Origin of the sequence: Aeromicrobium duanguangcaii, from assembly GCF_024508295.1 — a bacterium.
In the GTDB taxonomy this organism is placed as follows: Bacteria; Actinomycetota; Actinomycetes; order Propionibacteriales; family Nocardioidaceae; genus Aeromicrobium; species Aeromicrobium duanguangcaii.
Window position 1 is genome coordinate 1,314,838 of record NZ_CP101990.1, and the last position, 23,150, is coordinate 1,337,987.

Below are 23,150 nucleotides of genomic sequence, written 5' to 3' on the forward strand. Positions count from 1 at the left end.
GGCGGGCGGTCTAGAGACTGACGGCGAGGAGAAGTGCCGTGACTACCAAGACGAGTGTGACCAGTGCGCTGAAGCCATGCGACGGAAGCGGTTCGGCCCTCCGCATGGCGCGTTCCGACTTGGCCCATCGCAGCCATGCCGCAACCGCTGAGAAAAGACTCAGACCAACGAACACGAGGGTGAGTGCATGTTGCACCGAGGGCTTGACGGAAAGTTCAACGACATCGAGCGCCACGCCCGCGGCAAGCAGCGCGAGCGAAGTACGGATCCAAGCTAGGTAGGTTCGTTCATTGGCGAAAGTGAACCTGTAGTCGGGCTCCTCGCCTTGCCCGTAGACCCATCGGGGCCACCTCTTCGAGTCGTCCGGTCTAGTCACGACGAACTTGCCTGTGGGCGGCGCAACAGATGTGCCTCGTGCATGCAGCAATGCTACAGCCCTGGTTCCGTGGATTGGTCACCAGGAGCTGCCTCCGCTAGTGCTGAACTAGCCGATCAGAACGATTGCTCAGTTGGCTCTGCTGCGCGAATAGGTGACCCCTGATCTGTTGTGCCGAGAGGTGCTGCTTGAAGGTGTGCGTCGTCCTTAAGTCGTATCCGATGGTGGTCCGCGAAGACGTGGCGCGAGTCAACAGACGCTGATCGTCGAACGATGAACGCATCGCCATTTCGCAATTCCGGTCGGCCTTCGCTGCTGACGTTAGGCACGAGTCAGGGTTCGTAGAGCATGCAAAAGTTAAGCGCTGTCGGACTCGCCGTAGAACGAATCGTCCCAAACGCGTTCGAATGGCGCTGGCCAGTCTGCGGTGTTGTGCACCTTGCGATGTTTCATCACGGCGAACTTGAACGCCTCCTTGTCGTGAGCGCTTAGGAGTTCGCGGCAGTACGGGGCATCGCAACGCCACCGGTAGCGCGGCGAGGATCGTCGCAGAAATGGAGGCAGGTTCATTCCGTTCCTCGGGCGGCAGTCTCGTCGTCACGTCTGGCCGCGGTCGCCTCATGTGCTGCCGAAAGATCAATCGGATCCGGGGGATGCTCGGCATCCCAGCTCAGAGAGTAGATCTCGGCGACGAGAGGCCAAATCACACGGATGCCTGCATCGAAGGAGTCGACGGATTTTGCAAGGTCGTCGAAGAGGACGAACTCATGAGGGATGACGCGTCCGGCCGAGTCCCGTCGGCCTGAGGGATCAGAGAACCGTAAGGCCACTCGGTCTCGGCTACCTCGCCAAACGGACGGCTCGTCCTGGAGATCACCGAAGGCGCGCTCGTACTCGGCGAGTGGGTCGGTGATCCCTGCGTCGAGGAGGAATCGAAAGCCCCAAACTCGTCCGCGCGTGGCCCAGATGAGCTGGCGGCTTAGCGCATCACGCGAACTCACTTCTGGGTCCTGATCACCTTGTCCGAGAGGCCCTGCTCAAGGTCGAGTTTGAACTGAGTGAGCATCGCGCGAAGGTGGTTCTGCTGGGTTCGTGCATCCTCGTTCATCTTCTTGAGTTTGGGTCCTGCCGCCCTGACTGCGGCGGCCAATACCGGCAGCGCGTTGACAAGGAACTCGGCCCGTTTGTCGGACTTGGCGACCTTCTTAAGGAGCTTCTCGATCCCGGAGAACTTCGCGCCAGTGAGCGCTGCCGCGATCACGTCGGCACCGTCCGCCAGCGAGTCCACGACCTTGCGTGGGATCGTCATCTTCTCTTCCCAAAGAACGCGACGCTCCAATGGCAGGAGTGAGGCGATGGGAAGGATGAGATCTAGGCCCACGCGCTTGGTCAGATCAATCTCCACGGGCTCTGCGGTATCTGGCTTGAGTTCGAACTTCGCCGAGGAGAGCCGCATGAAGTCCTCGCCGATGGCGAGGGCCTCAGGGGTGTCGATGAGTTCGGCGACTGTCGAGCGTAAACGCTCGAGGTCGTCCGCTGCCTTGAGGATGACGAGGTCCTTGAAGGTGTCGACGTCCCAGTCCGGGAGCAGGTCCGCTTTGGACAGGGCAAGGATCCAGACCCGCGGGAACTCGACGAGCGGTCCCTCGTCGGCAAGTAGGTCGTCCTTGAATCGAACAAGATTCTGACGGAAGTTGCCGAGAAGTGCCTTGAGGTAGCGCTCTTCTTCGCCGCGGTAGTCAAGCAACTTCTGGCCGTCGACAAGGAGCAAGGCGATGTCTGATTTGAGAAGGGTGATGAAGGTTTCAGTGCGTCGTGCCCGCTCGTCGTCGCTGCTTGGATCGTCTTCGAACCACTCGCCGGGGTAGTCGTGCCACGCAAGTCGCAACTCATCGAAGGGGCGCTTCTTCTCGGCCTCCGAATCGCCGGGCCTCAACTTGACGGAAAACTCATAAGTTGTGTTGGCGAACCTTGTCGGCATTGGCGCAGTGCACTGGTCCCTCATCCCCAAGTAGTTCTGATAAAGGCGGTGTCCCTGACCGGTCTGCCGTGCCACGAGGTCCCAGAGGTCGTTCTTGTAGGTCCCCTCCTGTGTCGGTCCGTAGAACGAGGAAACCAACACGGTCTTGCCCGATCCGGATTCGCCGAAGACTGCGATGTGCTGCTCGCGGACCCTGGGGTAGTTAGCCATTGCGCGAACGTACAACAGCCCTCCGACGTTTGGACCTAAACTCATCTGGAGCCGCGGCTCTCGCTAGTTCCGCGGGGTCCGACGTGTCGCATCGGCATCGATCAAGGGTTTGCTGCACGAGAGCTAGCCTCCGATCTGTGGTGCCGGAGATGCTGCTGGGGTGATGTGCACGTGGCTAGGCCGAATTCCAGTGAGTCCCGCCGAAGCGTGGCGCGAGCCGCACATGCCGATTGGCCGAATCGCGAACACGTCGCAAGTGCGGCACTAGCATCGCGTAAGTGCGTCTAGCCTCTGCCGCTCTCGGCTTTCTTCTGGGGAAGCTAGGCGTGTTCGTCGCGGTGCTGCTGTCCTTGTTTGTCGCCTATCTACTCGTCGAAACCGTGCTCCCATCTTTCCGCGACGCGGTGGCCGAGCGGGAGCGACTGGAAGCGGTGATCGAGGAACAGGAAAGTCTCAATGCGACGCTCGTGGACCTGAGCAAGACCGAGATCAAGCGTCGAGACCACCTGTGCGGCTTCCGGGCGAAGGTCATCGCGAAGCCGGCGCCGGGGAACGTCTGCAAGGACGCCCAGCGGGCGCTCGATGCGGTCGAAGAGGAGCAGGACAGGGTTAAACAGAAGATTGCGAGGGCGAAGGCCGAAAAGGAGAAGCTGAAGTCAGCCCAGAAATCCGGCGTGGGCTGGGTCGTGGACCGATGGGCCAATTCCTGGAGGTGGCTGTGCGGGATCGCGCTGCTTGTCATCTTCCTTCCCCCTGTGCTGCGCACCGTCGGCTACTTCCTGCTGATGCCAGTGGTCACTCGGGCGCACAAGCCGATTCATCTTGCGGCTGGATCAGAGCGTGACAATGCCAGCCTTCGCGCCCGCCCGGCGGAACGCACCCTGCCGATCTCTTTGCCGCCGGGTGAGGTGCTGTCCGCACGATCGGAGCACGTGCGTCCAGTGCGGGGCAATGTACGCAGCCGACTTCTCTACGACTGGACGTCGCCATTCGTCAGCTTTGCGGCCGGACTCTATGGACTGAGCCGGATCACGGGCGACGAGGACGGCACCGAAGCGACGCTGTCAACGCCTGATGACCCGAACGCGTACCTGATGCGTATCGACTTCAGGGACCACCCGGGTCTGGTCATGCGTCCCAGGCATGTCGTCGGGGTCATTGGCGCTCCGGAGCTGTCGACGCGTTGGCGGTGGGGAATCCAAGCCTTTGCGACGTGGCAGGTGCGCTACATCATGTTCGCCGGCACTGGCAGTCTGATCGTTCAGGGCAGTGGCGATGTCGTACCGACCAGCCCCGGGGACAGGTCGACGCGGATGGAGCAGCACCTGGTGATGGGCTTCGACTCTCGCCTCACCGTCGGCGTCAATCGGACCGAGGTGTTCTGGCCATACCTTTGGGGGCGGACGCCACTTGTCGACGACGAGTTCATCGGACCCCACCCAATCTTCTGGCAGAAGTCCAGTGTTGACGGGCCCAGCAATCCGATCGCCAAGGCGTTCGACGCCTTCTTCTCATCGATCGGCAAACTGCTGGGCTTCTGACCTTCGAGGGCGGCGTCAATCCGCGTGCCGCGGAAGTAAGGAGCCAGGACTCTGGACCCGCCGGTGGGGTCGGCTTCGACGAAGAGCGGCGGTACATGGACGAGCTAGACGTTTCCGACGGCTGGTTGACGCCCACGGCCTCCTTTCGTGTCCAACGGCGGGCAGGCGCCGCGTCTCAAACTGTGGCGTTCAGCAGTCCATGTAGATCCGTTGATGGAGGCAGGTCCTCAGTTGCGATTGAGGCCAAACTCCCGGGTGAGCATCGCTCGCTTGAAGTGCGCCTCTGCGGCATCGCTGTCGGCGGTCGGCACGCTGGGATCGAAGACACGCAGGATGCTGAACTGAAGGTGCTGGCGGTGGTCGGGATCCACCGCCAGTTCCTTGAGTGCGACGTTGCCCCCGTGGGCGTCTTTGGCGTATTGGCTCCACCGTCCGAGGATCCGCTCGCTGCCGTCGGCCTTGCCTACGTAGAGCTTCCCGTCGAGGGCGTCAGTGATGAGGTAGATACCCTGCACGGAGCCGAGCGCTGTGTGCCAAGCCGCGTAGCGAGAGTCCTCGGTCATGGTCTGCAACTCGCTGTAGGTGAGGAGCACGTTGTCGAAGCCCGGGAAGGCGACCGCCTGGGGGTCGGCGATCTCGACGATGGGGAACGCGGCAGCGCTTTCCCCAGTTTTGGCCCAGTTCACCGCGTCCTTCGACCACTCGACAACCAGCCTCCGGCTCAGCGAACTGAGTGCCGCGGAGGGTCGGAGGTCGAAGAAGCGCAGATCGCGGGTGCGTTCATTCAGGACTTCGCCGTGGTTCTCGTAGGCCACCAAGTAGCGCGACCACCGCTTGCCGTCTGCCATGAAGCACAACCACAGGGGCCGTGGCACCTTGCCGAGCTTGTGGTTCGGTCCCGCCCCCCTGCGCTCGTGTGTAGGCGAGGAGTTACTCGGGCGTGAGGTCTGCTTCGCTGCGGAGCCCGTCCGTTGTATATGTGTGGCGGATGACCAGGATGTCTTTTGGCTCGAGGCCCGCGTTGGCAAGCACATGGCCGAAGGTGAGGTCACCCGTAAGCGAAGTCGAGGAGGTCACGCCCAGCACGTTAGTCGTCTTCGGCCCTCTGGCAGAAAGATGGTTACATGGGCAGTCGTACCAGGATGCTCGGGAGGACATCGTGAATAGCAGTGCGCCGACAACACCGGCACGTCCCATCGAGAGCCGGGGCGCGGGGCTGCCCGCGGCAGTTCTATGGGACATGGACGAGCAGCGGGTCTTTTCGTAACGCATCCGAGCGCTTCCTGACCCATGTTAGTGCAGGTCAGCGCCGACGCGATCGCCCATCGTGACAACAAAGTGGCATACGGCAACGCCCTGGTTCTTGGTGGTACGTCGCGGATAGTCGCATCGATACCCGCATAGGATCCGCGTGGAAAGCGCGGCATTTGGCGGACGAGACAACGGCTTCACGTCGTCCGTTGTCGGGCCCGATCTGGTCGTTGTGCCCAAGGGGACCTCGGGACCCGGCCGAGGGCCTACTTGCCGTTGGTGGGACGCATGCGGAAGGTGCCAGATTTACTCTGGACTTTGCGTATCCGCCGAAAGCGTTTTGGGCGCCCGACTTCTGCTGAAGTCGCGCTGGACTGACGCTTTGAGTGGAGCTGGACCACCGGGAGTGATGGTTCCTGGCTCCATGCCACCAACAGGCGTGTCGGGCAACAAGGAGAGCGACGCCTGACGCTCCTAATGTCCCGCCCGTCCGATGAACAGTTGCTACTCAGCGGAGCCCTCCCTCGTGCACGTCAGCGCCAGCGAACACCACGGTTTCGAACGCGCCAAGCGGATGGTTCACGACGTGCTCGGCGCCCTGGCGCCCGGCACGCCACGACGGTTGATGAAGCGCTCGCTCGAACGGCGGCGCGCCGCCCGCCTGGGTGCATGCGAACCGGGTGCTGAGCCCCCGCGAAAGAATGTCCTCCAAGACAAAGCGTCATCACAGCGATGACGGCGAAGGTATGGCGAGAAGGCGTTCACGCGGCCTGAGGGCGGGTCGGGTCCAGTTGGGTCAAGTGCCGCCCTTTGTCGGATTCTGTTGCTAGCGTCAGCGCGATGACGGAACTTTCGGAGTCCGATGGCGATCGTGCCGTACGTTCGTCTGTCGAGAGGGCCAACGGATTTGGCCGGCGCGTTTTCGGTGAAGGTGGCATCGCAAGGCAGATCATCGACGGCGAATGGGCGGGCGAGTTCAAGGGTTCGGCTGCACGCGACGCCGCAGCGCTCTGGAATGCGCTCGGTGAGCACATTCGATTCGTCAGGGCTGAGTCAGGTTCGCGATCCGCCGGGACGGACGTCGCGCCGAGCAGGAACTGGCTTCAGGGGCTTCCGCTCAACCGCAAGGAGCGGTACTACACGGGGACCGTTCTACCGGGTTTAGTCGCTTCAGACGGTTTCGCACACCTCGACAGGTTTCTTCGAATGTCCGGTCTCGATGTCTCGATCGAGGGGCGTCTCGACGAACCGCATCAGCTCCTGTTCTGCACGGAGTACGGCTTCGCCGAGTCAGTATTCACGCCTGAGGACCGCGAGCGCTGGGGGACTGGACTCGAGGCGGACACCCCCGACGTCGTCATCGCCGGACCGGACTGGCTCGTCGCTGTCGAGGCGAAGATGTTCCACAACCCAAGCCGAGCGGATTTGAACGCCCAGATGTGGCGCCAAGCCAAGGTAATCTCACGTTGGGTCGAGGTGCTCGGCCTATCCGAAGAGAGAGTAAGGCACGTCCTGCTTCTGCCCGAGAAACTAGCGGCTGCCTCCGCCGGGCATGGCTGGCCCGTGATGACCTGGGAACAGGTCCTCGACCAGTACCGCGTCGTCGGACCCCGGTATTGGTCCAATGTCCTCACCACGGCGCTGGCCGACTATGACTCTCTCGTGTCGACGGGACCAGCCTTCGGAAAGAACAAGGACGCTCTCCTGACCGGCGCCGAAATCGTCGATCTTCATGCCTCGGGCACCTTGCCGTACGACTCGGTCGGCCGCAATGGCGGGCTCACCGGGTCGGTCCTACAGAATGACGTCAGTAGTGGAGCATGGCGCACCACGACATATGAGGTGAAGCACGGCGGCCCGCCGAACGCCAATTGGTTCAGCGTCGCCGATTTTCTCGCCAAGACAGCTAGGGGCTGAACAGGCAGCGCGACACCTTCGGCATAGGCCCGCTGGTTCTGTCACCTCATTTATCGTGCCGATGAGCCGTCGGCTCATGTCGGGATTCGTACATCAAACACACAGGGTGCGGCGTTGCCGCCGTGAGAATTTCTCCAGAATTTGTCAAGCACCGCGCGATCGGGGCTGCTGCACGATTCGGTGACCTCCGATCTGTGGTGCCGAGTGGTGCTGCTGGGAGATGTGCATCGTGCCTGGGCCGTATCCCAGAGAGTTCCGCGACGACGTGGCGCGAGTCGAACATGCTGATCAGCCGAACCACGAACACATCGCCATCGCGGCACTAGCATCGCCTGAGTGCGTCGAGCCTCGGCAGTTCTCGGCTTTCTGCTGCGGAACTGGGTGTTTTCGCCGCGGCGCTGTTGTGTCCTTGTTCATCACCTACCTGCTCTTTCAATCCGTGGTCCCGACTTTCCGTGACGCCGTGACAGACCGCGAACGGCTGGAAACGGTGATTGAGGAACAAGAGAGTTTCAACTCGGAGCTCGCTGAGCTGAGAAGGACCGAGATCAAGCGCAGAGACAAAGTCTGCGGCTTCTGGATAGACCTAATCGAGAGGCCACTGCCTGATCTCAAGCGTCAGGTCGCCAACTGGCCCCGCAAACACCGTCCCGCGTTCGTCGGCACGTTTCATGAATATGGCACGCAATGGGCGCGGGCGATGGAGATCGACAGGACAGTCTCTTCTGGGGGGAGACGCTGCCCGAACAGATGGGGGAATTCGCGGAGGGGCTCGCTGACAATTTGAAGTGCGACGCGGTGATCGTCGACGAGGCCCAGGATTTTGCAGACTCCTGGTGGCAGCCGGTGCTGAAGTCATTGCGTGACGAGGGGATGAGTGGCCTCTACATCTATTCGGATGAGAACCAGCGCATCTTCGCGCGGTTCGGCTGCCACCGGTGCAACTCATTCCGTTGGTTCTCCCTCGACTGGCGAGGATGCGCTGGGAGTGGCCGATGACGAGGGCGATGCTTTGATCGAGGCGGGATGGAGACCCGAGAACATCCGTCTCCTCACTACTGGACGCCGACACCCGGAGCAAGAAGCCCAGTCGGATCGACTGGGACAAGTCGGGTATTGGCGAAGTTTCTGGGACGGCGAAGACGTCTTCTATGGTCACGTTCTTGGCAGCAAGGGTCTCGAGCGCCGTGCGGTTGTGCTTTGCCTCAACGAGACCGGGGAGCGCGAACGAGCTCGGGAGCGCTTGTAAGTCGGGATGTCGCGCGTGACCGACATGTTGGTTGTCGTACGCGAACCTGACGTCGTACGCCGCGTTGGCGGCGACGACGTTGCGAAGAGACTCGGGATCGCTTGAGGGCGCCACAACGTCAGGCTCCGAGCAACCGCCAAAACGCTGAACGACAGATCAACGATTGTCGACTAATAAGTGAGGGCCCTTTCGTCAGATCTCTTGTGAGCAGCGAAACGGATCCGGGGCTCGACGACTCCGACCCACCGCGGTGCCGTTGCGTCTGGCTGCCTGAAGGACTCGAAGCCGTTTCATGGGAGGATCGCCTCGGGTTTCGCGGAGGCTCTCGCTTGCCTCGGCTGTGGGCGTGGTTTGGTTGGCCAACTCTCGACGTCACGGCGTCCTCGGGGACTTTTGCCAAGATCACACGCGTGAGTCCCCGAAATCACAGTGGCCCCGTCTTTCGCTCGGTAGAGTGTCCCCGGTCGGGTTCTGAAAACCGCTGTCGGCGAAAGAGGTTGAACCCATGTCGTGGGGGTCTGAGGAATACTCCCTCCTACGGGATGGATACCGCGGCGATCGTCCAGTGGAGTCTGCATCGAAGCCGCCGCTCGCGTTGCTCGTGGTCGCTGCCGCGTGCGGACTGGCCGGCTTGGTGGTCGGGTTAGCGCTACGCACGTCCGCGCTAAACCTTCTCGGGTGGTTCGTGGGCGGCGTGGTGGCCCTCGTCTTCTTTGGGATGTTCCTGGTGAAGGACGCCCGAAGGTACACGGAGGGACTGGTGTTCTCGTCGACGTGGACGTTCCCGCTCAAGTGCGTCGTCCTCGTGCTGGCGCTCTCCGCAATCGTTCTGAACGCGTGGCGTGTCGCCGACGTGGTGTCCCGGTGGTGAGGCTGGCCCTCGCCGGACGCCTGGTTGTGGCGTTCGGGTTCCTGATCCTCACCCTCGCAACGCCTGTGACCCGAGCTGAGGCTGCTTCCGCGAAGCAACCGCTGCAAGATTTCGGTGCCTGCATCGCCGGTGGCGGTAAGGCCCGCGTTCTCCTGCTGCTGGACACCTCGGCCTCTCTGAAGACCAGTGACCCGGTGGCCACCCGCGTGGATGCGGCGCGCCACCTCACCGATCGACTCGGCACCTTCACCAAGGCATCCGGAGCTGCTCTCGAGGTGGCGGTGGCGGGCTTCGCTGGCGACTTCAAGGTCTCCCTGCCATGGACGGCCCTCGACGGCGCGGGGAAGCGAGACGTGGCCACGTCGGTCGACAAGTTCCGTGGCCGGAACACTGGTTGGGAGACGGATTACTGGCAGGCTCTTCAGGGCGCTCGAACTTACCTCGCTGACGGTGACGCCGACTGCAAGGCGCTGGTCTGGCTCACCGACGGGATGTACGACCTCGATCAACGAAGTACCCAGCAGGAGAAGGACGATTACGGCACGACCAAGCCGTACGCCCCAGATATCCGGCTGACGAGTGCCGGATCCGTCGAGCGGGTGGAGCGGGTCGGTTCGCGGGACCTGTGCCGGGCCGGTGGCGTCGCGGATGCGATCCGCGCCGACGGCGTCACCACGGTCGCGATCGCGTTGCAGGGCCAGGACCAGGGCGACTCGAACGACTTCGGACTCATGTCCGGCGTCGCCACCCGGAGCAAGGTCGACGGAGGCAAGTGCGGAGACCGTGACGCGCGCGGGAAGGGTTCCTTCGTGCTCGCGGAGGACGTGGGCGACCTCTTCTTCGCTTTCGACGCCCTGTCGGACCCCGAGAACCTGCCGAAGGAGCGGACGACGCCGCTGTGCCAAGGCGAGGTCTGCCCGGCCGGCCGCCATAGTTTCGTCACGGACCGTTCCATCTCGTCCGTTTCCGTGCTCGGAAGTGCCGACGTCAAGGGTTTCGAGGCGGTTTTCGTCACTCCGGCAGGGGAGCGCCTGACCTTGGCGCCGGGGGGCTCGCTGAAAGAGGAACGCCCAGGTTTTGAGCTCCGAGCATCGTGGAGTACTGACGCGGTCTTCTCCGCCACGCTCGAGCGCGGTGAGGCTGCCTCGTGGGAGGGAACCTGGTCCGTCGTGTTCGTAGACCCGGCGAAGACCGGTCGCGGCAAAGCCCGTACCAACATCCGGCTCGTCAGCGATCTCGCGCCGGTGTGGGGACAGGACGACGAACTGGTCGTCGGTGATGAGTCTTCGCTCGATGTCGGGCTCGCTCTGGGGGACGGGTCGCGCGTGGAGCCGAAGGAACTCCAGAGCAATGTCAGCGTGGGCGTTCTCCTCGACCGGGGAGCAGACGGACGATCCGTTCTCGCGGAGGATCTCAGCGCGGCGGACCTCCAGAAGCCGGTGACGGTGGACCTCAGCAAGGAAGGCCCAGGAGCCGGACGGCTTGTTCTGGAGATGTCCTTGACCACTGCGGATCCTGGAGGAAAGGGCACAGAGCTGGGCCCGAGGACGGTCAGCTATCCGGTGACCGTGCAAGCACCCGGCGAGTACCCGCGAGTGCCGGGGTCGATCGACTTCGGTCGCGGGGATTCGGTCGACGCGGTCGACCTGCCCGTCCGCTGGAAGGGTGGAGGCTGCGTCTGGCTCGCCAGTTCCCAGACGGACGTGTTGCCGAGCGGCGTCCCCGGTGCCGCGCTTGCGTCCACCGCGAGCGACGCAGACACCTGCGCGGAGGACGAGATCGTTCTTTCGCTCACTCCCGAGGAGGCCGGAGCCGGACTCCTGGGCGGAACGGTGCTCCTGCGCGCGCTCCCGGCCGACGGCCCCGGCGACGCCATCGAGATCCCGGTCAGGTTCCGCTACGAGATGGAGCCCGCGCCGAACGAGACCGTGCGGTGGGGAGTCTTCGCACTTGTCATGGCGCTCGGGTTGGCGATCCCCGTGGCGTTGCTCGCCGCGGTCAAGAAGCACGGTGCCGTTCTCGCCGGCGACGGCGTGGCCGTCGCGGTACTGCGCGGACAAGTGAACGAGTCGCAGTCGTTCCTCGTGGGAGCAGCGGTACCTCGTCACGAGCATCACGTGCACGTCTTCGCTGATCGCCAGACGAGCCTGATCATCAGCGACCGATTGACGCTTCGCGTGAAGTTTCACCCGTTTGCGCTGGTCACAGCGCCGGAGGTCAGGGCTGATGACGCGGCGTATGTCACTTCCCAGGGCCACGCGCTGCCGTTGGCCGTGCGGGGCAACTGGGTGGCGACGCTCGATCCTCACGCGCCCGGCACGGGTGACGTGGAGGTCGTGCTCCTGATGCCGATCTCTGGCCAAGGCATCGACGCCGTTCTGGCTGACGCCCGTATGAAGGTGCCCTCTGCGGTGGCGAAGCTGCGAGGGAAGCATGGGCACGACGCGGCTCCCGCGGCCGCCAACAGTCGAGCGAACTTCGACGACGAATGGGGCACGCCGAGTTCAGGCGCGACCCCCAACCCCACCACCGCGAGCGACGTCGTCGACGACGACGTCTGGTGAGTAAACCAAGGAGAGATGGCCAGTGAGGAAGTACATCGTCGTCGGCGTCGGAGGATCGGGCGGCGCGACCGTCCGGTACATCATGGATCAGCTCAAGGCCGATCTGCGCAGTCGCGGCGTCGAGGAACTGCCTGCTGCGTGGCAGTTCCTCCAGATCGACGTCAACCCGCGCCCGGACTCTTCGCCTGAGCTCGGTTCGATCCGAGACCTCGGTGGCCGGTACGTTTCGGTCAGTTCCGCATCCAACACCTTCTCGGTGGTGCGTCAGCAGGTTGAGGGCCGTCTGCAGGGCGCAGGTCACCTGGAGGGTCTCCTCGGGTGGGCGCCCGAGCCGCGCGCCGCCGCCGACGGCGTCAACATCTCCGAAGGCGCGGGGCAGTATCGCGCGATCGGGCGAATGCTGACGCTGACACGGCTTGCCCTCATTCAAGAGGCCTTGAATTCCGCTTGGCAGGACCTCCAGCAGCCCGGCGCGTGGGGGAACCTGCCCCACCAGCTGGCCGACCAGGGGCCGTATGACAGTGCTTCGGTCGTACCCATCGTGGTGGGGTCAATGGCCGGCGGCTCCGGCGCGTCGATGTTCCTTGACGTGTGTCGACTTCTTGGCCGTGTGAAGGGCGTCGTCCCGAAGGCGACCAGCGCATTTCTCTTCACTCCTGACGTGTTCCACGCGCTGGACAAGTCCAACCGAGTGGGTATCGATGGCAACGCGATGGCCACGCTGGCCGAGGTCATCGCGGCCCAAGCGCGATCCAGCGACGCGATCGACAGCGCCTTGATGACGGCACTCGGGGTGGCCTCAGCGAACGGAGAACCGGCCGCTTTTGGCCGCGTTCTTCCCATCGGCGCGTCGATCGGCGGCGATGGTGCCAAGTTCGGTGAGACCCCGGAGGACGTTTTCCGCGGGCTGGGCCGAGCGATCGCGGCGACGATGATCTCCGAGCGGGCGTCCAAGACGTTCCTTCAGGTCGTCATCGAGAACCCGACCCCGCCGCCTGTGGTCGAGAAAGTCGTCGGTTGGGGAGCCGACACCTCGTCGGTGTCATGGGGCTCCTTCGGATACTCGAGCCTGAGCCTGGGGCGTGACCGCTACGGGGAGTACGTCGCCCAGCGCCTGGCTCGTGTGGCTGTCGACCGGCTGGTGGACGGGTACAAGGAGCTCGCGAGCGCCCTCTCGCCGCAGGACCAGCTGGAGCGAGCGGTCGGCGCACAACGAGAGACGTTGTACGAGCGCGTCGGTCTACCCGTCCAGAACGCGAAGTTCTCGGTCTGGATCCAGCAGTTGCTCGGAGCGCGACAGAGTCAGATCGCGGACGACTCGCTGGGCAATGTGCTGGACGTCCTCGATCAGCTGAATGCCGGGCCGAAGGGCGCGGACTTCTTCGGGGTGGCTCGTCAACGATTGGCCGGGGACGAGGCGGCGGTGGCGCACGGCCTTGACGTGGGGGCGTATGCCTGGGTCGAGGAGTTCGCGGTGGGTCTCGAGGCACGCCTTCGCGCGGAGACTGTTCGGATCCTGGCTGAGCCGACGCAGGGACTGCCGTTCGCGCGCAAGATCCTCGAGGACATGGCGAGCCGATACCGCGTGCTTTCCGAGAAGCTCGTCGCGGCGGTTCCCCCGGCAGGCACGGTGCTGCAGTTCAGTGATCGCGTCTTGGACATGGGGGCCATGGACAACACGCCGAAGCTGCGCCAAGAGGCCCGCGCGGACATCGAAGACCGGGTCAACAACGCGGTCCTTCACCGCGTGGCAATCCCGCTGAGCGGCGTTCTCCGTTCGGTAGCGGAGGACGTTCTGCCGGCGATCAGCCGGGCGTTGAGCGCAGCGCAGCAGGACCTCGAGAACGCCATGAAGCTTGCGGAGCGACAGGCTGGCCTGGCTCAGTTGCACACGAGGCTCTACGGCGAGTGGCCCTCCGGCGATGTGGTGCCGCCGCGATTCAAACACGCCCACAACGAAGTGCTGCTGACGACGGCGGACGACTTCCCGGCCACCTTTCGATCCCACGTGGAGGCAGCCGCCCCTGGAGTGCCCGTCGAGAATGCCGTGAACGACATGGTGCAGCACATCGTGCGAGGCGAGTGGGAGGACCAGGGGGCCGCGCCGAGCAGGTTCGACGTCCTGACGAACGTCGTCGCTTGGCGTGCGGCCGCTCTGCCGCGAGACGCTGCAACCGGGGACCCCCGTCCGGCCAAGACCCCCGTGTACGAACTCGCTCTGAAACCGGCTGATCTGTTGATGCGTGCCGGTGCGTTCGCAGCGCGCAGGGACCACCATTTCGCGATCTTCACCAATCAGACCTTTGAGGCCTACCTGAACGAACCGGGGGTGCCTGATTCGGAACGCACCGGGCGCCTTCTGAAGTTTCGGTCGGCGTTCAAGCAAGCCGTGCACCAGGCCGCACCGCTGGTGGGCGTCGACGCGCACCTCGTCGAGAAGATCCATGCGCAGAAGGTCAGGCCTCAGCTGACCTTCAGCGAGATCCCGGTCGCGCCTGGGTCCGCGGCCGCCAAGGCGCTTGAATCAGAGATCCAGCCGGCGGATGGTCAGCCGGATCCTTCCGTCGACAGGCTCCGTGAGGCTCTCACTGCTCAGAGCAACGCCAACCGCATCGCCATCTATGGGGCGTACCCGAAGTACCTGCCGGTGGTCTTCAGCAGTTTCCTCGACCAGTTGAAGGACCGCTGGTCGAATGCCACAGGACTGGAGCGTGGGGACCTGTGGCGGTGGAAGCGTACGCGTCCACTGCCCGCGGCGCTGGCGATGGGCGCGGCAGAACAGACCGCCATCGTGAAGGGGTGGTATCTCGGTCGCGCATTGGGTTTGGTCACGCATCCGGTCCACCCCGGAGACTTGGGACCCGTCCAAGTCTTCGACGCGCTGCGGTCAGCCAGAATGCTGCCCTTCTCCGATGAATTCCTCACGCCGCGTGCGTCGTGGGGAGAAGCCGGTAGCTCTTGGCTGCCGGGTGTTCTCGAAGGGCACACGCTCGCACTGGTTCGGTGCTCCGGCGACGTGGAGTTCACCGCGCTGCAGCCGTATCGCGCGTTGCGCGAGCTGTACGACAGGGGACTGGAGCCGACGAGGGAGGGCTCGAGGACTCACGGTGAGGATCTGGTCAGCGGGTGGCTCTCCACGGGCGAGTGGCCGGCGGGACACCCGTCTCAGATCGAGAAGCTAAGAGAGGCGGAGGACACTCCCGAGGGCCGGGCTGCAGCGCTCGCCGCGTGGTTGGAAAGCGTGCAGACGCACTACGAGGAGCGCTTCATGGCGCCACTGTCGGGTCCGGGAGTGCTGTCACTTCCGCGTTTCGACATTGGCTCACTCGAGGAGGTGCGCGCGGGCCATCTCGATGGAGAACTCGCTCTGGTCATCCGCAATGCGTTGGTCGAACTGCAGGTGACCGTCCGGCGCGCCTTGGAGCGCAGCCGTCCGGCGGCCGGTGGTGGCAATGTCATCCAGTTCTGATCTCGTCATCCTGGCCGCCGATTGCGACGAGCTGCCGGCGTGGACAGGGACACTCCAGGACTGGTCAGCGCTCGGGATCGTTCGCGACTTCGTGGCGATCACCCTGCAGGATGTCGCAGCGTCGACCTGGCGGGCATTGCTGATCGCTGACGGGGCGGCGACGCCGGTCATCCTTCAGGACGAGATCGCTGCACGTCCCTTGGTGACGTCGGTCTCGGTCCTGGCGCTGGGCACAGTCGGTGTCAAGGCTGTGCTTCCCGACAACGACATTTCGGCAGCCCTCAGGGATGCCGTGCACTTCGCGCTGCCCGGGATTCCCCTCACCTGGGGTCAAGTGGTGAACGTCGGAACGACTCAGGGTTGGCCACAGGTCGACCCCGCGACGTTCGCTTGGACGGGCGGTCACACGGTGCTGTTGGCGCCAGAGAACTCGCACTCGCCGGGCGGTGGCAAGGCGCCGGTGCCGGCCGAGGAGCTGCGGCGGCCGTTAGGTCTGACACACGGTGCTGCGGGCCTGGCCTCGGCAGCGGGACTGTGGACCGGAGCCAGCCGTGGCACGGTGCACGGTGCACCGGCCTCCGGTGGGGGGCGCGTCACCCTGCTGCGGACGTACACGCGGCACGTGTCGACGGCAGAGTCTGCCAACGATCTTTTGGCCCGGGTGATCGACGTGAGCGCCCGGTATCCGGTCCCGGTCGACCGAGTCGGACGCCAGCTTCAGCGGATCTCCGACGAGAACGCCGCCGCGGCTCGTATGGCGAGGCATCTGTTGAAAGCACATGCTTCGACGCTGGATCCCTCGCCGCGTGTCGGTCGAGACGTCAGGGCCGAACGGACGCCGGCCAAGGAGATGCTCAGGCGCTTCTTCGCATTCCTTGGTTCGGCTCTCCGCCTCGCGCCCCAGACGTTCGCGCATGCTCTGGAAGCCGAGGCTGCGCGTGCGACGGCGCCGGCCCTGCAACGACTCCTGCTCGGGTCGAACTCGGCCTACCAGATCACGGTGCGCGACATCACGGGCATCGCCGAGGATGGCGAAGTCGTCTCGGCGGTGGCTCTTGAAGCAGACCTTGACGCACGGGTGGCTGCTCTGGCGGGGGATGAGCACACGTCGGTCAGCCCGCGTCATGATCATCCCGACCTGTGGAAGGACTTCGTCAATGGAGCCCTGACCCTGCTGGACGGGCAGGAGCGCAGCGAGAAGCTTCCGGAGCCCACAGAAGCCGGAGCGACGGCGGTGGTGACGGATCCGCGGGTCGTCGTTCCGGATCTGTCCTCGATCTTCGAGCTGCCGGCTGAGGCCAAGCGCCTCGTCGCTGTGGCGACTCTGCCGGCCAACGACTTCGAGCGGATGGGTGTCGTCGAGCAGATGATCGCCGAGCAGATCCGCCGGGAGCCCGACAGCGCTGCCGAGTTCGCACACCTGCAACGACGGGTGGATGAGTGGCGTGACCGTTCCGCTCGCTCGTACAGCGGGCAGGTGGGCAGGCATATCGCAGAGCGGATCTCTGGGCTCAGGACAGAGGCGCTGCTGCACCAGGAAGTCCTCCGGCGACACGGGGCCGACACCGGTCTCGGCGATGCCGTTCTCAAGGACCAGACGAGCCTCGGCCGGTGGACCTGGGCGGTCCTTCTGATGGCCCTTGCCACCTCGAGCGTGTTGACCTTCTTCGGCGCGGACGGGGCGATCGCGTGGACGGAGGTCGCTGGGTGGATCGCGGCGACGTGGATCGTGGCCTTGGCCCTGCTGCTGGGCGTCTTCGTCGCTCGCCAACGGGCGCTCTTCCAGCTGATTCACCGGCGGCAGCGGGAACGACGACTCGCGGAGATCGCCTACGAGGATCTCACCGCGACGTTGAAGGACCTGAGACGGTTGCTGGCCGTTCACCGTCAGTACGTGGACTGGAGCAGGGCCCTCACGGCTTTCGTCGGGGCGCCTTGGGGGGAGGTCGCGCCGGGGCGCGAGCGAACGACGGAGTTGGGAGCCGGCTTCGGCCACAACCATCGCTTCGGGCGCGTGGTCATAGAGGACGCGGCCGCCGACGAGCTGGCCCGTCGAGCGCAATCGGAAGTGAGCGAGCCGGGTTGGCTGTCCGACGCCTGGCAGGCGTTCCTCGCCGATCTGCCGGCCTTCGAAGACCGCCATCGAGTGGAGCGCGAGCCGGAGTTGCTGTTCTCGGACGCGCGCATGGGGGAGCGTCCGGTCCTGACCGTCTGGAGTGAGCAGATCGCCCCGCACCGACGCTTTGACGCTGCACGGCCGGTGCTGGACCGCCTGCGGACGTTCGTCGACGAAGTCGCGAGCGAGGGCGATCGACGAGTGCTGTGGACGGACGGCGCCAGCCGGAAGCACGACGAGTCGTATCAGGAATTCGTCGCCGGAGTCTTGCCGAGTCGGACTCGTGGTGAGTTCTCTCGGCACGTCTTCGCGACCGTTCCCGAAACCGTCGACCCGTGGATGGTGTCGCACACCGAAACCGGGGACTTCACCCCAGAGGGCGGTCCACTCGTCCTGACGCAGCTGACCGAACCGTTCCCCGCCCGTGATCTGGCGTTCTGCCGGAGTGGGCCTGTCCTCGAACCCGTCGCGAAGAGCTTCGGCGACGCTCCACAGATGTGAGGTGAGATCGATCAATCAGGTGTACCTGTGCGTGGCGTCCGCGACCGGCGCGGTGCTCACCGCTGTCGTCGTCCTCGTGTCCTCGGCGCACGTCTCGAACTCGCTCTCCGTGGCACTGGCGGCAGGTCTGACGGCCGTGGCTGCGGTCCTCGCCCCTCGGGCAGCCCGAGGTATCGACCGATGGTTGCTGCCCCTCATGGGCGTCGCGTGGGCGGTTTCGGCGGGCGTCGTCTGGAGCGACGCGCGCTGGGTTACCGGTGGCCTTGCGCTGCTCACAGCGGTGGCGCTCATCGCTCAGGCGGTCGCCGACCGGGGTCACATCGCCATGATGGATGGGACGCCGCAGCACCGAAACGTTGTGGCCGGATCGGGAGTCGACCGGGTCGCCTCCTCGAGCGAAACGACGGGGGACCGCTGGTGAGCGATGCACGGGAGCGGATCGCACGAGCCGACCGGTGGTGGCAGCAGCTCCCCGGGGGTTCACGACCGGACTATGACGATGTCGAGACGTGCGCACGCCTGGGTGTGGAAGACCAGAGCGCTCTCTCCAAGCTCGTCCTGGGGGACACGGGCTCACTCGTCACGACCTTTCCGACTTTGCGGCGGATCCTGGACGCGACGGAATCAGACATGTCCATGGGGGACTCGGATCCGGCGGGGGTGGACACCTCGCAGGTCGCATCGACGGAGCATGCGCTGGAGGAAGCGCAGCAAACGGTGGAGCCATCCGGCGGTGGGGGCATCCGAGAACGACGCGTTCGTGAGTACGTATCCAATGCTCGGTCGGAGGGCTCGTGGCACGACCACTTGGACGACGACTGGGTGGCGCGCGCGCTCGAGGATCCGGAGGCATTGGCGAAGATGCCCGTGTCCGTCGCTCGCAAGCATCGTCGCCAGTTGCAGGGGCTTCTCGATGTCGGCGTCGGCGGCCGGCGGACAGAGGAGGGCACGGCTGAGGACTTCACGACCGAACCGGACCTCACGGGTCATCTCCCGGCCAGCCATGCCGTCGTGTTCGAACCTGCGGCCGACGACGGGGTCATACTTTCTTGGCCGGAAGCCGACTCCACGGATTTTGCCTGGTTCAAGGTGTTCGCCGGTGATGGAACTCGACGGCCGTTGGGATATGAGGGCAGATTGGTCGGTCAGGGCCATGACTCCTCGGTGCAGGACATGGTCCCGGTGGCGCAATGGGGACGTAAGTATGCGGTGTGGGTGCACGCGGGTGCCAACAAGAGTGCTGCGAAGGCGGCGCAGCCATGCCTGTGGGCGAGGGGCGTGCTGGTTGCCCCGGTCCGCAAGGTTCACCTGAGCAGTGGTGACCGGAGGGTCGCGGCGACGTGGACGGCTGAGACCGGAGTGGATCGCGTCGAGGTTCATCGGTTCGATGTCGGCAGTGTGCCGGAAGGTCGTTCCGTCTCTGCCGCATCCGTGGTCAGCGGGGATCTGTCTGGGAGCAACCTGACCGGCTTCGAGGAGAACGACGTCCCGGCGGGTACCTATCTCTACCGGTTCTACGCCGTCGCGCTGGTCGACGACGTCGAGTATCGAAGTGTCCCGGTGGAGGAGCAGGTGACGGTCCAGGTGCAGGTGCCTGAGGTCCACGAAATCGACGTCACGGTCGACGACGTGACGGGCCGGTTGACCGCGTCCTGGCAGGAAATCCAGGGAGTCCACGTCGAACTGCATTGGACCGATCAAGAACTCGTTCACGGAGTGCGCGATCACCAGTTGGACAAGGAAGGTCTGGAGCGTCTCGGCCTGGGGGTCGGGACGCGGATCAATACTCCGCCCACGCGGGAGGACGGACGAGCGACGGTCAGTTGGGATTGGCCCGGGGGCGCCTCCCGTATCCAGGTCGTCGCGGTCTCGACGGAGGGAACCGCCTATCGAGTGGGTGCCGCAGAGGTTCGCGTGCGGCTGGGTCGCGTGACGCATCTGGCGCTGCACGAGAGAGTGGACGAGCAGTATCTGACGTTCGCCTGGCCGGAAGGGGCCAGCGCGGTCGTCGTGCGCATGCAGGGAAATGAGGCTGAAACCGATCCGTGGAACTGGCGCGAGATACGCGAAATCGATCGCGCCTCACACCGGCGGTACGGCGGCATCAGGCTCGGTGAGCTTCCGGCGGAAGGCTGCCGACTCGCTCTCATGGGATACGCGGTCGAGGGTGGCCGGCAGGTCCAGGGCGATTCGGAGGAGATCGAGTACCCCGGCTTGTACAGGATCAGGTATCGCTTCGAGTCGGGGCTCACGCCCCAGCCCGCCGCATCGCGATTCTGGAAACGCCGAGAGAAGAATGAGGTCGCTGCAGCCGAGGACTGGATCCATGTCGAGTGCGAACCCCCTAAGGAAGTAGACGTCGTTCTCGTGACCATGCCCGACCGGCTGCCACTGCACGGCTCGGCTTTGGCCGGGGAACCGCGGTCGCAGCGACTGCCCCTCAGTCGGCTCCAGCTGGACGGCGCGAAGTCGACGCTCAGGTGGAAAGTGCCGGCGGGTGCAGGAGAGGGGTGGCGACGGCTGTTCGTCGACCTCCCGGACGAGGAGCAAGCCCGGTACGCGGTCATCGACCCGGAAGTAGCCCAGCTGAGGGGCAGAGTCCCGTGACGTGGTTTCAACTGACGTATGCGTCATCGGCCGGCCAAGGCGGACGGCCGGGCGGTTGGGGCGTTCTCGAGCGCGACGCCGGGATCCCGTCTGAACTGGCGGACTTCATGGAGCAGGGAGTGGTCTCGCACCTCGACACTGGGGAACACCTGCCGGATTTCGCTCCTCGCGAGGTGCTGTTCCATCGGCAGCGGTCGTTGAGTTTCGCGTTCGATCCGAGCCGCGGAGCCGCGTGGTGGCACGCGTGCCCGGCCGGCAGCGACGTCACCGGTCGGCCCGGGAACGTGTTCACCCATGTCGTGGGCCGCCTGCAGCCCGATCACCACAGCAGGCCGATCAGCCTGGTCCGGTCTTCAAGTTGGATGAACCCTTTCGGTCACCGTGAGGTGGCTGCCTCGCGACTCAACGATTTCCAGGCGCCGGAGAACGAGCAGAATGCGGGCACCGTTCTTGAGCGCGCGTTTGCCGATCCGGTTCGAACCGAGGCACTGCTCGCAGCCGTCACGTTCTGCTTTCAGGAGGATCGACCGCTCGTCCTGGTGGGTGACACCCCTGCGGTGATCGATGCCCTCGAGCGGCTGTCGTGGACAACGTCTGGTGTCGTCAGTTCGACCATCCCCTTCCGGACGTTCGACCGTGCCCGCAGCATGCCGAGTCCGGGAACTCCGTTCTGCGTGGTCGGGATCCCGCCGGAGGACCGTGTAGCGGCGCTGACCCATGTCGCTGAAGGCCGCACGAACGCACTCGTCCTCGACCTCGGGTGGTGCCCCGACGAGGAGGCCGAGACCTACTGGCAGGTGGATGGTCAGACGTGGCCCGTCGACCGCCGCTGGCAGGATGCGTTCTTCAGACTCTCCACACTCGGCACAGGTGTCGCCCTCCAGATCACGGAGCTGATGGACGAGATCTGCGCGCAGCTGTCACCGACGGAATTGCTCAACCCTTCGTGGCCACTCGCGCTCGCGCTGTTGCGGCACTTCGACGAGGGTCACCCGGACCGTGACGACCTATGTGCAGAGTGGGCTCAGACTCGGCCGTGGGACGACCTTCGCGACCCGCGTTTGCGTGAGCTGCTTCGTATGGATGAAACCCTTCCGGCGGTGAGCGTCCTATCACCGCCTGTTGACGATCAGCAAGCCGCAACCGGTCCGCAGTCGATCGTCGGGCTGCTCGTGTCGCAGTGTCCGACCGCGCCCCCGCCCACGGTCGTCGAGGCTCTGGAGGCCCTGTGGGCGGCCTCGATGGAGTCGAGCGGGGATGAGGTCCAGCGCATACAGAGCGCCGTGCAGGTGGCCTTGGGGCTCGCCATCGTGGCAACCCCGGTGGCGAATGAGTACGAGTGGTCAAGAAAGGACGAGGTATGAGTGCCAGGCTTCAGGCGCCTCGCGGAGGAACGGCGGAGCTTCGTCCCGGCTACCTGCGCGTTCGCCTCACCGGGGATGTCGACGGCGTGCGCCTCCTGGCGACAGGTCTCGGCGGCGAAGACAGGGTGGACGAGCGCGAATCACCCCACGCCGTGGACGTCTCGCCCACGGAGGGCGAGGTGTCGCTGTCGGTCGTACCCGAAGCGGGTGTCGAGTTCTCTCCCGGCACGCGACTCGGCCTCGACGTCGAGGTGTTCGCTGGCGCCGGTGCTCGTGATCTCCCTGCTGCCCTCGACGTCCTCAGGATCGACGTGGGCGCACTGCGCTCCTTCGAACTGGCCGCCTGTCGCGGGGACCGGACGTCCTGGCACGTCGGGCTGGGCGTTCCCGCGCCCTTAGCCTTCGACTTCAGCGACGATGACATCGTGGCGCGGCTCGACGAGCGTGAGGCGTTGTGGGTTGCGCCCGGGCGGTACATTCTGCGGGTTTCACGCGGGGGAGAGGACCTTCCCGCGACAGGGCGCAGGTGGGCGCTGATCCTCGATTCCTCAGCTTCCTTCAGCCGTGCGTTGGACGCGAACGAAGTGAACGGGGCTGCCCGTGTTCTAGCGGGGCTCCTCGCGGAGGAGACCGGACTCGGTCCCGCATGGACCGGGGCGACGGGATTGACTGAGCCGGTCCACGGATCGACCGACCCGGGATCAGTCGCACTGGCGTTGGACCCCGGACGCCCGGCGTCGTGGTGTCTCGCTGCTCCGGCGCTCGATCAGGCGTGGGCCGCAGGCGCACAGTCGGCAGTTCTGCTGCTTGATTCTGAACCTGCTGACCTGCCCGACGTGCGGAAGCTGTTGGCCGATTCGGCAGATCGCGATGTGCTCCTCGTCCTGGTGGGCGCGACCGCCGGACACGATATTCCCCTTCGGGGTGAGGTATCCGGCCGACTGAACGTGGCATACCTGAAGGCGCGTGAGGGTGTCCCCGCTCAGGAGTGGGACTGGAGTTCCGTGTGCTCGCTGTTGAGCGGAGGCCGACGATGACGAAGTGCCCCACGTGCTTTCGGGATCTTCCCCCGGAGGTCGAGTACCTGGCCTGCTCGACCTGCGAGGGGGAGCCATCTGCGCGTCTCACCCAGG

Annotated in this window: 14 protein-coding genes; 11 read left to right on the forward strand and 3 right to left on the reverse strand. The window is 64.9% G+C overall.

Going from position 1 to position 23,150, the window contains the following annotated elements:
* Nucleotides 1-10: 10 nt before the first annotated feature.
* Together NP095_RS06640 and NP095_RS06645 are read right to left on the reverse strand one after the other, a co-directional pair.
* A complete protein-coding gene (locus NP095_RS06640) occupies nt 11-376 on the reverse strand; it encodes a YidH family protein (RefSeq protein WP_232416762.1) in 366 nt (121 codons plus the stop codon).
* A gap of 997 nt (nt 377-1,373) precedes the next feature.
* Nucleotides 1,374-2,567: a TRAFAC clade GTPase domain-containing protein gene (locus tag NP095_RS06645; protein ID WP_232416761.1), complete on the reverse strand. Its 1,194-nt coding sequence runs from the start codon at nt 2,565-2,567 to the stop codon at nt 1,374-1,376.
* A 326-nt stretch (nt 2,568-2,893) separates the two neighbouring features.
* Here NP095_RS06645 and NP095_RS06650 point away from each other — a divergent pair, with 326 nt between their 5' ends.
* On the forward strand, nt 2,894-4,108 hold the full coding sequence (locus NP095_RS06650) for a hypothetical protein (RefSeq protein WP_256766127.1): 1,215 nt from the start codon (nt 2,894-2,896) through the stop codon (nt 4,106-4,108).
* Between the two features lie 227 nt (nt 4,109-4,335).
* Here the strand turns inward: NP095_RS06650 and NP095_RS06655 are convergent, their stop codons facing one another.
* On the reverse strand, nt 4,336-4,956 hold the full coding sequence (locus NP095_RS06655) for a GIY-YIG nuclease family protein (RefSeq protein WP_232416759.1): 621 nt from the start codon (nt 4,954-4,956) through the stop codon (nt 4,336-4,338).
* A 1,243-nt stretch (nt 4,957-6,199) separates the two neighbouring features.
* Between NP095_RS06655 and NP095_RS06660 the strand changes: the two genes are divergently transcribed.
* The 10 genes from NP095_RS06660 to NP095_RS06705 all read left to right on the forward strand — a co-directional run bounded on the left by NP095_RS06660 (nt 6,200) and on the right by NP095_RS06705 (nt 23,054).
* On the forward strand, nt 6,200-7,276 hold the full coding sequence (locus NP095_RS06660; RefSeq protein ID WP_232416758.1) for a hypothetical protein: 1,077 nt from the start codon (nt 6,200-6,202) through the stop codon (nt 7,274-7,276).
* Nucleotides 7,277-7,963: 687 nt separating this feature from the next.
* Nucleotides 7,964-8,275 (forward strand): hypothetical protein, encoded by a 312-nt coding sequence (locus NP095_RS06665; protein ID WP_232416757.1) that lies wholly within the window; start codon nt 7,964-7,966, stop codon nt 8,273-8,275.
* Between the two features lie 755 nt (nt 8,276-9,030).
* Nucleotides 9,031-9,396, forward strand: a complete 366-nt coding sequence (locus NP095_RS06670; RefSeq protein WP_232416756.1) for a hypothetical protein — start codon at nt 9,031-9,033, stop codon at nt 9,394-9,396.
* Complete coding sequence (locus tag NP095_RS06675; RefSeq protein WP_232416755.1) at nt 9,393-11,960, forward strand: vWA domain-containing protein; 2,568 nt, start codon at nt 9,393-9,395, stop codon at nt 11,958-11,960. The genes NP095_RS06670 and NP095_RS06675 overlap by 4 nt, the downstream gene beginning before the upstream one ends.
* 22 nt (nt 11,961-11,982) lie before the next feature.
* Complete coding sequence (locus tag NP095_RS06680) at nt 11,983-15,429, forward strand: tubulin-like doman-containing protein (RefSeq protein WP_232416754.1); 3,447 nt, start codon at nt 11,983-11,985, stop codon at nt 15,427-15,429.
* The gene (locus tag NP095_RS06685) at nt 15,413-18,046 is read left to right on the forward strand and encodes a hypothetical protein (protein WP_232416753.1); all 2,634 of its coding nucleotides are present in this window, start codon (nt 15,413-15,415) and stop codon (nt 18,044-18,046) included. Before NP095_RS06680 ends, NP095_RS06685 begins: the two co-directional genes overlap by 17 nt.
* Before the next feature lies 1 nt (nt 18,047).
* Nucleotides 18,048-18,467 (forward strand): hypothetical protein, encoded by a 420-nt coding sequence (locus tag NP095_RS06690; RefSeq protein ID WP_232416752.1) that lies wholly within the window; start codon nt 18,048-18,050, stop codon nt 18,465-18,467.
* Complete coding sequence (locus NP095_RS06695; RefSeq protein WP_232416751.1) at nt 18,464-20,653, forward strand: hypothetical protein; 2,190 nt, start codon at nt 18,464-18,466, stop codon at nt 20,651-20,653. The genes NP095_RS06690 and NP095_RS06695 overlap by 4 nt, the downstream gene beginning before the upstream one ends.
* A complete protein-coding gene (locus NP095_RS06700; RefSeq protein WP_232416750.1) occupies nt 20,650-22,017 on the forward strand; it encodes a GAP1-N2 domain-containing protein in 1,368 nt (455 codons plus the stop codon). Before NP095_RS06695 ends, NP095_RS06700 begins: the two co-directional genes overlap by 4 nt.
* On the forward strand, nt 22,014-23,054 hold the full coding sequence (locus tag NP095_RS06705; RefSeq protein WP_232416749.1) for a hypothetical protein: 1,041 nt from the start codon (nt 22,014-22,016) through the stop codon (nt 23,052-23,054). Before NP095_RS06700 ends, NP095_RS06705 begins: the two co-directional genes overlap by 4 nt.
* Nucleotides 23,055-23,150: the final 96 nt, after the last annotated feature.

Coding starts and splice junctions, on each gene's coding strand:
- NP095_RS06685 (WP_232416753.1), top strand. CDS start 15,413: ATGTCATCCAGTTCTGATCTCGTCATCCTGGCCGCCGATTGCGACGAG.
- NP095_RS06670 (WP_232416756.1), top strand. CDS start 9,031: ATGTCGTGGGGGTCTGAGGAATACTCCCTCCTACGGGATGGATACCGC.
- NP095_RS06705 (WP_232416749.1), top strand. CDS start 22,014: ATGAGTGCCAGGCTTCAGGCGCCTCGCGGAGGAACGGCGGAGCTTCGT.
- NP095_RS06660 (WP_232416758.1), top strand. CDS start 6,200: ATGACGGAACTTTCGGAGTCCGATGGCGATCGTGCCGTACGTTCGTCT.
- NP095_RS06655 (WP_232416759.1), bottom strand. CDS start 4,956: ATGGCAGACGGCAAGCGGTGGTCGCGCTACTTGGTGGCCTACGAGAAC.
- NP095_RS06645 (WP_232416761.1), bottom strand. CDS start 2,567: ATGGCTAACTACCCCAGGGTCCGCGAGCAGCACATCGCAGTCTTCGGC.
- NP095_RS06665 (WP_232416757.1), top strand. CDS start 7,964: ATGGGCGCGGGCGATGGAGATCGACAGGACAGTCTCTTCTGGGGGGAG.